This is a genomic window from Pedobacter sp. 22226 (assembly GCF_052045455.1).
GTDB classification, from domain to species: Bacteria; Bacteroidota; Bacteroidia; order Sphingobacteriales; family Sphingobacteriaceae; genus Pedobacter; species Pedobacter jeongneungensis.
Map to the genome: position 1 here is coordinate 597306 of NZ_JBQEPB010000002.1, position 12378 is coordinate 609683.

10 protein-coding genes are annotated in these 12378 nt (G+C 37.3%); 8 read left to right on the forward strand and 2 right to left on the reverse strand.

Annotated elements, in window-relative coordinates:
• Window positions 1–9: 9 nt before the first annotated feature.
• The 8 genes from pheT to ACTJKC_RS06035 all read left to right on the forward strand — a co-directional run bounded on the left by pheT (window position 10) and on the right by ACTJKC_RS06035 (window position 11476).
• Complete coding sequence (pheT, locus tag ACTJKC_RS06000) at window positions 10–2409, forward strand: phenylalanine--tRNA ligase subunit beta (RefSeq protein WP_440790702.1); 2400 nt, start codon at window positions 10–12, stop codon at window positions 2407–2409.
• Between the two features lie 31 nt (window positions 2410–2440).
• A complete protein-coding gene (locus ACTJKC_RS06005) occupies window positions 2441–2731 on the forward strand; it encodes a hypothetical protein (protein WP_025143282.1) in 291 nt (96 codons plus the stop codon).
• A 33-nt stretch (window positions 2732–2764) separates the two neighbouring features.
• Complete coding sequence (locus ACTJKC_RS06010) at window positions 2765–3055, forward strand: cell division protein ZapA (protein ID WP_025143281.1); 291 nt, start codon at window positions 2765–2767, stop codon at window positions 3053–3055.
• Between the two features lie 329 nt (window positions 3056–3384).
• Entirely contained in the window at window positions 3385–4956 is a 1572-nt protein-coding gene (rny, locus tag ACTJKC_RS06015) for a ribonuclease Y (protein ID WP_344849260.1), read from the forward strand.
• 143 nt (window positions 4957–5099) lie between these two features.
• Complete coding sequence (locus tag ACTJKC_RS06020) at window positions 5100–5615, forward strand: Mpo1 family 2-hydroxy fatty acid dioxygenase (RefSeq protein ID WP_440790703.1); 516 nt, start codon at window positions 5100–5102, stop codon at window positions 5613–5615.
• Window positions 5616–5726: 111 nt separating this feature from the next.
• Entirely contained in the window at window positions 5727–8510 is a 2784-nt protein-coding gene (locus ACTJKC_RS06025; RefSeq protein WP_440790704.1) for a TonB-dependent receptor, read from the forward strand.
• Between the two features lie 116 nt (window positions 8511–8626).
• Complete coding sequence (locus tag ACTJKC_RS06030) at window positions 8627–10009, forward strand: hypothetical protein (RefSeq protein WP_440790705.1); 1383 nt, start codon at window positions 8627–8629, stop codon at window positions 10007–10009.
• Between the two features lie 279 nt (window positions 10010–10288).
• Window positions 10289–11476 (forward strand): M57 family metalloprotease, encoded by a 1188-nt coding sequence (locus ACTJKC_RS06035; RefSeq protein WP_344849268.1) that lies wholly within the window; start codon window positions 10289–10291, stop codon window positions 11474–11476.
• A gap of 104 nt (window positions 11477–11580) precedes the next feature.
• On the opposite strand, the gene ACTJKC_RS06040 is transcribed toward ACTJKC_RS06035, so the two are convergent.
• Both ACTJKC_RS06040 and ACTJKC_RS06045 read right to left on the reverse strand, forming a co-directional pair.
• Window positions 11581–11895 carry a hypothetical protein gene (locus ACTJKC_RS06040; protein ID WP_440790706.1) on the reverse strand — a complete coding sequence of 105 codons (315 nt, stop codon included), beginning with the start codon at window positions 11893–11895 and terminating at the stop codon, window positions 11581–11583.
• A 115-nt stretch (window positions 11896–12010) separates the two neighbouring features.
• Window positions 12011–12286 carry a hypothetical protein gene (locus ACTJKC_RS06045; protein WP_440790707.1) on the reverse strand — a complete coding sequence of 92 codons (276 nt, stop codon included), beginning with the start codon at window positions 12284–12286 and terminating at the stop codon, window positions 12011–12013.
• Window positions 12287–12378 lie beyond the last annotated feature (92 nt).

Genomic DNA, 12378 nt, shown 5'->3' on the forward strand with positions numbered 1-12378 from the left:
TCTCAATAAATGAAAATATCATATAACTGGTTAAAACAATTCGTACAGATAGATAAGACACCTCAGGAGCTTTCATTAATCCTTACCAATGTAGGTTTGGAGGTGGAGAGTGTAGAAAAGGTACAGCCTGTAGTGGGCGGCCTTGAGGGTTTGGTTATTGGCGAAGTATTAACCTGTGTTCAACATCCCAATGCCGATCGTTTGCGCATTACCACGGTTAACGTTGGCGGTAAAGAAAATCTGCAGATTGTTTGTGGTGCGCCAAATGTAGGTGCCGGCCAAAAAGTAGTGGTGGCAACCGTAGGCACAACCGTTTATCCTTTAGAGGGCGAACCTTTTAAAATCAAGGAATCGAAAATCAGGGGAGAACTTTCGCAGGGTATGATTTGCGCTGAAGATGAAATCGGTTTGGGTAAATCGCACGATGGAATCATGATCCTTGCCGAAGATACCGAAGTAGGAATCCGTGCTAAAGACCATTTCAAAATGGACGACGATTTTGTTTTCGAAATCGGATTAACGCCAAACCGCGCTGATGCTGCTTCACATTTAGGTGTGGCCAGAGATTTGGCTGCTTATTTCAGAAGTGAATACGAAATGCCTGATCTTTCTGCTTTCAAAACTGATAACGAAAATCTGGTTATTCCGGTTGAGGTTGAAGATTTAGCAGCTTGCCCGCGTTATAGCAGCGTAACCATTTCGGGTGTTACCGTACAAGAATCGCCAGACTGGTTAAAAGATAAACTAAAGGTAATCGGTTTACGTCCGATCAATAACGTGGTTGATATTACCAATTATGTGCTTCATGGCTTAGGTCAGCCATTACATGCTTTCGATGCCGGTAAAATTACCGGTGGTAAAGTAATTGTAAAAAAAGTGGCAGAAGGTACCCCTTTTGTAACTTTGGATGATGTAGAGCGCAAACTCAGTGCAGATGATTTAATGATCTGTAATGCCGAAGCGCCAATGTGCATCGCTGGTGTTTTCGGTGGAAAATCTTCGGGTGTTGATACCAATACCAAAAATATTTTCCTGGAAAGCGCTTATTTCAATTCTGTTTCTGTTCGTAAAACTTCTAAAAGGCATGGTTTAAAAACCGATGCTTCTTTCCGTTTCGAGCGTGGTACCGATCCTGAAATTACTGTAACAGCTTTAAAATATGCAGCTTTATTGATTAAAGAACTGGCTGGCGGCGAAATTTCTTCATCAGTTTCTGATATCTACCCAACACATATTAAACCATTTGAATTTGAGGTAAGTTACACCAACATCAATAAATTAATCGGTGCAAATATCCCTTCAGCTGAAATCAAACATATTATCACTGCATTGGGTATTTCTGCTACCAATACTTCTGATGATACCTTGGCTTTAAGAGTACCCTCTTTTAAGGTTGACGTTACCCGCGAGTGTGATATCACCGAGGAGGTACTGCGTATTTACGGTTATAATAACATTGAAATTCCCGCTAAGGTAAACGCATCACTTTCTTATAGCATTAAGCCTGAGAAAGAAAATACGCATAACGTAATTGCCGATATGCTTACTTCTAACGGTTATGCTGAAATTATGTGTAATTCGTTAACTAAATCTGCTTACTCGAAAAATTTAGAGGAGGCGGTATTTATTTTGAATCCGCTAAGCAGTGATTTAAATGTAATGCGTCAGAATTTACTGATGCCGGCTTTAGAAAGTGTTGCTTATAACCAGAACCGTAAAAATGGCGATGTAAAGTTTTATGAATTTGGTAAGACCTATCATTTAATTAATGAGCAATATGTAGAACGTTCGAGACTGTTATTGTTAATTTCAGGCGCTAAACAAAGCGAACAATGGAACCATAATTCAAAATCAGCTACTTTTTACAACTTAAAATCGGCGGTTGATGCGATTATCTCACGCTTGGGTATTGCAAGTTATCAATCGGATGTGCTAAATGATGAAAACTTTGCTTACGGCATCAAATATTTCCGTGGCGATAAAACACTGGTAAGTTTTGGAGCAGTTTCAAAAGCCGACCGTAAAGTAGCTGATGTAAATGCAGAAGTATTTTACGCAGATTTCGATTGGGCTACCTTATTGGATATTGTTAAGAAAAACAAAATCGTTAACAAAGAAATTTCAAAATATCCTGCGGTGCGTCGCGACCTTTCTTTATTGATTGATCAGGCCGTAACTTTTGATACCTTAAAAGGCATTGCTTTTAAAACAGATAAAAAACTGATTAAAGAAGTGGGTGTTTTTGATGTGTATGTGGGTGATAAACTGCCGGAGGGTAAAAAATCTTATGCACTGAATTTTATTTTGCAGGATGAAGAGCAAACCTTAACAGATAAGCAGATAGACAATACCATGCAGAAGCTGATTGCGAATTTAACCGCACAAGCTGGGGCAGAAATTAGGAAATAAAATATAAATTCGTATTTTTAGAAATAAATTCATGACTTCTGTTGCAGATCAATTAGATAAAGTATTACAAAAAACGGCTCAGGTAATTGAGTTATGTAATGCGCTACAGGAAGAAAATGATTTATTAAAGCTTGAAAATCAATCGTTAAAAGTCGCACTCGATACCGCAAAGGGCAAAAATGTAGAACTTGATGAAAAACTCAGGGTTACAAAATTGGCCAAAAGTATAGAGGGAACAAGCGAGAAATCGCTTGACATTAAGCAAAAAATTAACGATTTTGTGCGGGAGATTGATAAAAGTATCGCGTTGTTAAAGAAATAATGATGCGAAAAAATCAGAAACTAAGCTAAACAAATGGGAGAAATCTCGATTAAAATAACCATTTCCGACCGTATTTATCCTTTAAAGGTGAATATGGAAGAGGAAGAAATTGTGAGACGGGCAGCAAAAATGATCAACGAGCGCATAAAAGATTATCAGGATAATTATGCGGTTAGAGATAAGCAGGACCTTCTTTCTATGGCAGTATTGCATTATGCAACCGCCGTACTAAGAACAGAAAACAAAGTACAAAACCAGGATACTGCTGTTGCCGATAAAGTTGAAGAATTGGATGTTTTACTTAATAATTTCTTTTCAAAATAAGGTTCGTTCTTTATATTTTTTTGTCATCCTGAATGCAATGAAGAATCTTCTGGAATGTCTGGGGATTTTTTAAAACGCCTTGCGCTATGCGCTTTGCTTCATTGATCAGCATGGCAAATCACACATATTAGCACAAAAATATAGCCGCAGCTAGTTTTTGAGTTTCAAATTTTATAAAACTTAACACTTCAATATCTATAGGGTTGAGAGGGCGTATTTCATCTGCTTTGCACCTGAAAATGGCTTAAACCCTAATTATGCTTAGTTGAGGTTTAAAATGTATGAGACTTTAAAAATTAGTTGCGGTTTTTTTTTACTTAAAAAACAAAATGGAAATAGTTGAAATATTAGGATACGTATTTGCCGTAATAGCAGGTATAGCTATCGGAGTAGTGGTAGGAAGATTCCTCCTGCGTAACTTGCTTAAACAGCAGGAAGTTGCTGCACAGAACAAGGTGAAAAAGATTTTAAAAGACGCAGAAAATAATGCCGAAATTTTAAAAAAGAATAAGCTTTTAGAAGCAAAAGAGAAATTTTTACAATTAAAAGCGGAGCATGAGCAAGAAGTGAATGCAAAAAACAACAGCATTAACCAGCGCGAAAACACCATGAAGCAGAAAGAGCAATCGGTGAACCAGCGCATGGAAAACTTCAATAAAAAAGAACAGGAGCTTGATAAACAAAAGAGCCACCTTGAAAAGCAAACCGAACTTGCCATTAAAAAGCAGGAAGAGGTAGAAGTATTAAAAAATCAACATTTAACCCAATTAGAAACCATTGCAGGTTTATCTGCCGAAGAAGCTAAAAACCAATTGGTAGAAAACTTAAAGGAAGTTGCCCGTACACAAGCCATGATCCAGATTAAGGATATCGTTGACGAGGCAAAACTAACCGCTAGTAAAGAAGCTAAAAAAGTGGTTATCCAAACCATTCAACGTACCGCTACCGAGGCCGCCATCGAGAATTCTGTTTCAATTTTTCATATCGAAAGCGATGAGATTAAAGGTCGTGTAATTGGCAGGGAAGGTAGAAATATCCGTGCTTTGGAAGCGGCTACCGGTATCGAGATTATTGTTGATGATACCCCTGAGGCTATTATTTTATCAGGTTTCGATCCGGTAAGAAGAGAAATTGCCCGTTTGGCCTTACACCGTTTGGTAACCGATGGCCGTATCCACCCGGCCCGTATTGAAGAAATTGTAGCCAAAACCAAAAAACAGATCGAAGATGAGATTGTAGAAATTGGCGAGCGCACGGTAATCGATTTGGGTATCCATGGTTTACACCCTGAACTGATCCGCATGGTTGGCCGTATGCGTTACCGTTCATCTTATGGGCAGAACCTGTTGCATCACTCACGTGAGGTGGCCAATTTCTGTGCTACCATGGCGGCAGAGCTTGGTTTAAATGCTAAAATGGCTAAACGTGCCGGTTTACTACACGATATCGGTAAAGTGCCTGATGATAATCCTGAACTGCCACACGCAATTTTAGGGATGCAACTGGCCGAAAAATATAAAGAACATCCGGAAATCTGTAATGCAATTGGAGCCCACCACGATGAAATCGAGATGACTTCGATGATATCACCGATTATTCAGGCTTGCGATGCCATTTCAGGTGCCCGTCCGGGTGCACGCCGTGAGGTGGTAGAAAGTTACATTAAACGTTTAAAAGACCTTGAAGAACTGGCTTTATCTTACCCTGGTGTAGAAAAAACCTTTGCTATCCAGGCCGGTAGAGAGTTACGCGTGATTGTAGAAAGCGAACGTATTACCGATGCACAGGCAGAACTTCTAGCTGCTGATATTTCTACGCGTATCCAAACAGAAATGACTTATCCTGGCCAGATCAAGGTTACCGTAATCAGGGAAACCCGTTCTGTGGCCTTTGCAAAATAGATTAAATCGTCATTCTGAATTTATTTCAGGGTCCTAGTAGCAAAAAGAGGCTAAGCCCGAATATTCCGGACAGCATGACGAGCAGTTTAATAAACAAGATATAAAGCGATGGATATTCCATCGCTTTTTTTTATTTTTACATAATGAGCAAGCAAACCATCCAAATAGAACCAAAACGTCCGGTCGATGTACTTTTTGATAAGTACGCCGAAAGTCACCAAAACCCGACCAACAAGCTGGTTCACTGGATCTGTGTGCCATTAATCGTATTCAGCTTATTAGGTCTGGTTTGGCAGATTCCTTTTCCACATATTGGGTTTTTGGGAAGTTATAATGGTTTTTTTAACTGGGCATCATTTCTATTGGCCTTCAGTTTATATTATTATTTTACCTTATCGCCCGTATTGTTTTTTTTAATGATCTGGGTTGTTGGTTTAATGAGTTATATCATCGTAAAAATTGAACAGACCGTTGGTTTGGGCAGTGGAACCGCTTATGCTATTTATGCGGCAATATTTGTAGCTGCCTGGATCGGTCAGTTTATCGGCCATAAAATTGAAGGGAAGAAACCATCATTTTTAGACGATGTTAAGTTCCTGTTAATCGGCCCGATCTGGTTATTGCACTTCATTTGTAAGAAAGTTGGTATTAGGTACTAATCCAAAATACGGTTAACCTTTAATTAACCTTAACGTAAAGTAACATTAATTAACACCTAACTTCGTGTTAACACTGCGGTAATATTTTTGCCCTTATCAAATAAAGGCAAATTGGAATTACTAAACTCTTTTAAAAGAGCGGCACTTACTGTGTTCGCTTTGACGATGAGCATACTTTCGTATGCGCAAACAGGAAAAATTTCCGGTAAAATATCTGATCAAAAAACAGGTGAGACCTTAATTGGTGTTACAGTAAAAATTTCAGGTACAACAAAAGGTACTTCAACAGATATTGAGGGTCGATATGTTATTGCAGGGTTGTCGGCAGGAAAACACGCTATTGAGGTTTCTTATGTGGGTTATGCAACTAAAAATGTTGTCGATGTAGAGGTAAAAGACAATGCTTCTACTAATTTAGATATTTTATTGAGCGAGTCGAACTCACAAAAATTAAACGATGTAGTAATAACTGGAAGCGCTAGTAAAGAATCAGTTAATACTTTATATGCTAATCAAAAATCAAGTATTAGTATTTCAAGCGGTATATCAGCTGAATTGATTAAAAGAAGTCCCGACCGTAATACTTCTGAAGTTTTAAAACGTGTAAGCGGTGCAAGTATCCAGGACAATAAGTTTGTTATCGTGCGTGGTTTATCTGATCGATACAACTCTGCTATGTTAAATAACTCTATGCTTCCAAATACAGAAGTAGATAAAAGAGCATTTTCATTTGATATTCTTCCTTCAAACCTGATAGATGCCATCGTAATTAATAAAACGGCATCAGCAGATATTCCTGCGGATTTTTCAGGAGGTGTAGTACAGGTAACCACAAAAGATTTTCCGGTTAATACTTTTTTCAATGTTTCATTAGGAACTTCTTACAACACACAGTCTGCCTTTAAAGATTTTCTGTCTTCTCCAAAAAGTGGTAACGAGATTTTCGGATTTTATAATAAAGACAGAGATATCCCAACGGGATTTCCTTCTTCAAAAGATTATCGCGCTTTACCAAACGGTGCAAGTGAAACTTTTACCCTATCTAAACTTTTTAAAAACAATTGGGGATATAGTTCTGCGAAATCAACTATAGGTCCAAATTTCCAAGTAAATTATGGATCCAGTAAGATTTTTGATGATAAATCTAAATTTGGCGCTGTTTTATCTTTAACCTATAGATACGACGAACGTTTAAAAACTAGTGATCAAAAAGCCTATGTTGGACAGGCGCTAGGTGATGTGTACCATGATGATATGTATAATTTTAATACAAATATTGGTGCACTTGCCAACTTTGCATATTCGTGGGGCAACAATAAAATATCATTAAAAAACCTATATAACAGGGTTTTAGAAAATCAATTTACCTATCGTGTAGGTATAGACGACGCTGGTGGTGAATTTATCAGAACCGGTGATTACCTGCTTCAAAGATCTTTAATGTCTAATCAGTTAACCGGCGAACATTTATTGTCTACAGATAGCAAGATCAAGATAGACTGGAACTTAAACTATGCAAATACAGACCGGAAAGAGCCTGGCTATAAACGTATGGATTATTCCAAAGATGGTATTGCTTCTGTTCAATCGGGATCTGCCGTAGCCGGTTTAGCTGGTAATTTTTCTTCTGTACTTAATGAAAATGCCTACGGTGGTGCAGCTAATTTAACAATTCCGGTTAAATGGTTTAGAGATAATAATAAAATCAAAGCCGGTTATTTTGGGCAATACCGCAAACGTGATTTTAGTGCAAGGGTAATTGGTTTTATTAGAAATGGAAATTTCGACACTTCATTATTAACGCTTCCTCAGGATCAGATCTTTTCACCGGAAAACATCCGCGCCAACGGCTTCGTTTTAAATGAAATTACAAATGGAAGTGACCAATATCAGGCCAACTCTTTATTAAATGCAGGTTATGTAATGTTTGATGGCTATTTAACCGAAAAATTAAGATTAGGTATTGGCGCAAGGGTAGAATCGTATAAGCTATCATTAACCAGTGAAGATAATGGAAAGCCAGTAAACATTGATTCAACGGCTACTAACTTACTTCCTTCGGCAAATCTGATTTATAACTTAAGTGATAAAGCTAATATCCGTTTATCAGGATCCCAAACTATTGGAAGAGCTGAGTTTAGGGAACTAGCACCATTTCCTTTCTACGACTTTAATAAAAACGTTAATGTTAGGGGTAATGCTGGGTTAAAGCAATCTAAAACTACTAATATTGATTTAGGTTATGCCATTTATCCATCATCGGGGGAAACCTTTTCGATATCAACCTTTTACAAATATTTTGATTCTCCAATAGAACAAACACTTCAATTAGGTACGTCTGGAAGGTCGTTAAGCTATGCTAACTCTGCTTCGGCTACTGTTTATGGAGCTGAACTTGAAATAAGAAAATCGTTAAAATTTATTGATAACAGTTTAAAGAACTTCACATTTAATGCTAATGGATCTTATATCAAATCAAAGGTTCAGGTTTCAAGACTTGTAAATGCTCAAGGTTCGAGACCATTACAAGGGCAATCTCCTTACTTAATCAACGCAGGACTATCTTATGCATCTGCTGTCGAAAACTCAACTGGTGTAACAGTATTATATAATAGGGTAGGACCAAGAATCTGGGCGATTGGTAATGTGGAAGACCCCGATATCTATGAATATTCAAGAAATATTTTAGATCTGCAGGTTTCACAAAAGTTTGCAAAATCGAAGGGAGAAATAAAAGTTAACTATAGCGATATCTTTAACAACAAAGCTTATTTCTACCAGAAAGTTAAAGGTTCAGATCCAAATGCAGGCTTCGATAAAAAAACAGATAATATAAATATTGCCGATAGGTTTGGATCTACCATATCGCTAACACTATCCTATAAATTTAAATAGCAGAATAATTTTTTAACATTAAAACGCCCTTCATTTAATGCTGAATTGATATTGGCATAATCTGCAGGAAATATTTTTGAACAAATCATAAAAGGAAAAGGAAAATCAAAATGAAAATGAAAAACAGATTAAACTTGGGCATGCTGGCAATTTTGGTTGCTGGTGCTACAGTAGTTTCTAGTTGTAAAAAAGACAGTACACCTATTGAGGAACCAACAAAACCAGATTCGAACGAATCTTTGGCCGATGCATTTTTTGATAAAGTATCCTATAAAGGAGCATTTGGATCATCAGACTGGACTGCAAGCTGGACCAATTTTACACCAAAAGTAACTGTATATGGTGAGGCAACTGAAACTTTGCAGGGGTCAATCGATGCTAACAGAACATTAGATGCGAATAAAGTTTACAAATTAGTTGGATTTGTGTACGTTAAAGATGGCGTTACATTAACCATTCCTGCCGGAACTGTTATCCGTGGAGATAAAGATTCGAAAGCTACTTTAGTTATCACACGCGGTGGTAAATTAATTGCTGAAGGAACTGCAGCAAAACCAATTGTATTTACTTCAAACCAGGCTGTTGGTTCAAGAGCTCCTGGTGATTGGGGTGGAATTATTATTTTAGGTAAATCAACCAACAATATCCCTGGTGGTACAGGTTTAATTGAAGGCGGATTAACTCTTCCTGAAGGAAACCATGGTGGTAATGTTCCAACTGATAACTCTGGTGTGCTTAAGTATGTACGTGTAGAGTTCCCAGGTATTGCTTATGCAACCAACAACGAAATTAACGGTGTTACTTTTGGATCGGTTGGTTCAGGTACTACCGTAGATTACGTACAGGTTTCATATTCAGGTGATGATTCATTCGAATGGTTTGGTGGTACTGTAAATGCTAAGCATTTGGTTTCTATTGCAAACGTTGATGATGTTTTCGATTTTGACAACGGTTTCTCTGGTAAATTACAGTTTTTAGTAGCTCAAAGAGATCCATCTTTAGCTGATCAGGCTGGTCAATCTAATGGGATCGAGTCTGATAACTCAGAAAAAGTATTCGATTCTAGTCCACGTACCCGTCCGGTTATTTCAAACATGACACTAATCGGCCCTGGAAACGTAGCTGTTGATGCGAAGCACGAATATGCTAACCTATGGAGAAGAGGTTCAAAAATGATCTTGGCAAATTCAATCTTTATTGGGTTTAAATTTGGTATCGATATCCGTGATAAAGAAACCGGAGATGCATTAACGGATGGAACATCATTGATCAAAAACAATATTTATCAATCATTTACTGCTGGTAAGGATGTTGTTGCCGATGGTGCTACACTTTCTTTTGCAAGTTCAGATTTATTGAAACAATATTTAACTTCTAAAGGAAATACCATCATTGATGAAACTGCTGCAGCAGCCTTATTGAATGCCCCTTTCAGCTTAACAGCTCCTAACTTTACAGTTAAAGCTGGTTCTTCGGCGGCAACTGGCGCAACTTTCTAGATATTAAACAATTCGCCTGATTAAAACAGGCAGATCATAAGAAGAGCCTTTATCAGATATTGATAAAGGCTTTTTTATTGCTTTAATTTATGTTATGCCTTAAAAATATAATCACCCTTGTTTAGGTAATTGTAATTGTTAGATTCATAATTGTACGTTTAATTATTTTAAATTGACTTATTATTTTAATTTTTTTGTCTGTTTTATAATATTAAAATTAATGATTTGTTTATAATGCATTAATATTGAGATGGTTAAATTAGAATAAAAAAATCATCCATGAAAAAATCATCTATTTTAAGCTCATTCTCAAGGACAATGTGCTTCGCATTTTTGATGCTAACTTTAAGCATCTATTCGTGTAAAAAATCTGAAACTCCTGTTATTGCTCCCGATAACAAAGTTGAAGTTGAGCCCAATGCGCTCGCTAAAATTAAAGAACTTGGTTTTGCAACCGATGGCATCAAAGAATCTGGCGATTACTATGTAGTAGAAGGTGATATCTTAATTTCAAAGAAATCGTTAACTACAGTCAAAATTGCAGAAAAAGCAACCAATGCTGGCGGTAAAATAGCGCAAGGCCACACCAATCAGTTAATTCAGGGAAACCTCACTAATGTGATTATCACCCAGGAAGATTTCGATACCAGGTGGTTTTATGCAATTAGAGAAGCTGTGGCCGCATGGAATGCAATAGGCAACTGTCGTATTAACTTAATCCATTCTTATAACCAGTTTTATGCACCATATACCAGTTCTGTTACGCCTCATATTACCGTTAAAAAGTTAGATATGGGAACCGGTGCATTTGGACAAGCTGATTTTCCAACTAATGATGGGCAGGCAGGCGCCAACATCTGGGTGAATCATATTACCAATAATGTTAACAGTGCAGGAGCCAACAATGGCATACCAAGAAGCCATGAACAGGATGTATTTATGCTGATACACGAAATTGGCCACTGTTTGGGTTTGCGTCATACAGATTACAGCGGAGAAGGTAATTACGATAACTATGGTAGGTATGTTGGCGTTAATGCAACACCTGGTACACCCTCAACCGGCGCTGCGTCAGCAGATCCTAATTCTGTAATGAACTCAGGTAGATTAGGCACTTCGAGAGGCTGGACAGGTTTTTCTTCTTATGATGTAATCGCTGCCCAGTATTTATATCCGCCCGTAACCACTCCGTTTGTAAGTACCTTTAAAAATGTAATCAATGGCCCATCTAGCAATTCTGCAGGCAGTACTGTAATTAGCACAGCTGGTGCCATGTACGATAGCGGTTACTACGAGTGGAGAATGTTAGATCAAAGTTTAAATGTGGTGTTGCCGGTAAGCACTTTCAGTAATTCGCCACAACAAGAATGGTCGTATGGTACACCCGGTACTTATTATTTAGAGTGCAGATTGGTTGGCTTAGAGTGTACAGGAGAATGGGCAAGACAAACCATTACTTTTAATTAATCAGTTATAATATTGCCTTTAATTAAATAAACATAAAAAAGCATTGTAACAATCAGAAAGTTGCAATGCTTTTTAATTAATATGCGTTTATAAAAAATTACTCACTAGCCTTCCGTTTTCTCAGCTACCAGTTCCTTTTTAGGTGTTTTTACTGCAGCAGTTTTAGCCGGCTTTGTTTTGCTAACTACAGAAGCAGTTTTTTCTTCCTTAATAAATGGGGTAATTGAATCTTCTGTAGCCGAAATCGTAACTTTTTTAGCCAGTTGTTTGGCAAATTTTCCGATTACTTTATCTGCTTTTTTTGCTTTGCCATAAGCTGATACCACTTCGCCGAAAGCTGCAGCCAATTTTGTTTCTAACTCTTTACGTACTTTCTTGCCTGCTGAATGGTTTCTTGATTTTGATTTATTTTTTTTCATCGAACTTAAAATGGATATTTCCAAAGATATGTTATCGGAAAATTAAATCAATATTATGATTTTGTTAACTAATTGGTTTGGAGTTAACATGTATAATATTTTAGCTAATGCAGGGCTAAATTTTAGCCCCTTCCGCTACATGCCCGCCAAGGTCTAAAGTATTCTGAAACTCTTCCAGGTATTGAAGCAGATGCCTTTCTGCATTTGCATACGAAGTAAAGGTAGAAGCCGGTTGATTAGGATCAGAATCGCTTTTGCTTTTATAATATAAGCTGGTTTGAAAAACAAACACACTGTCATCATTAATCGGCGACATGATCCTGGCTTTAACCTGATGCTGGTGAATTTCAACAAAAAACTCTTTTAAAATGGTATAAATAACTGCAGACATAAGGATATCGTTTACGTTTTAACATCAGTTAAAAAATAAAAGTAATGCAAATAGCCTTTCATTCAGCGTGTTTTTAATAAGATAACATTGAT

Bases quoted from the DNA above. Each gene is read 5' to 3' on its own strand.
- ACTJKC_RS06040 (WP_440790706.1), bottom strand. From the start codon at position 11,895: ATGAAAAAAAATAAATCAAAATCAAGAAACCATTCAGCAGGCAAGAAA.
- ACTJKC_RS06030 (WP_440790705.1), top strand. From the start codon at position 8,627: ATGAAAAACAGATTAAACTTGGGCATGCTGGCAATTTTGGTTGCTGGT.
- rny (WP_344849260.1), top strand. From the start codon at position 3,385: ATGGAAATAGTTGAAATATTAGGATACGTATTTGCCGTAATAGCAGGT.
- ACTJKC_RS06045 (WP_440790707.1), bottom strand. From the start codon at position 12,286: ATGTCTGCAGTTATTTATACCATTTTAAAAGAGTTTTTTGTTGAAATT.
- pheT (WP_440790702.1), top strand. From the start codon at position 10: ATGAAAATATCATATAACTGGTTAAAACAATTCGTACAGATAGATAAG.
- ACTJKC_RS06035 (WP_344849268.1), top strand. From the start codon at position 10,289: ATGAAAAAATCATCTATTTTAAGCTCATTCTCAAGGACAATGTGCTTC.
- ACTJKC_RS06020 (WP_440790703.1), top strand. From the start codon at position 5,100: ATGAGCAAGCAAACCATCCAAATAGAACCAAAACGTCCGGTCGATGTA.
- ACTJKC_RS06010 (WP_025143281.1), top strand. From the start codon at position 2,765: ATGGGAGAAATCTCGATTAAAATAACCATTTCCGACCGTATTTATCCT.
- ACTJKC_RS06005 (WP_025143282.1), top strand. From the start codon at position 2,441: ATGACTTCTGTTGCAGATCAATTAGATAAAGTATTACAAAAAACGGCT.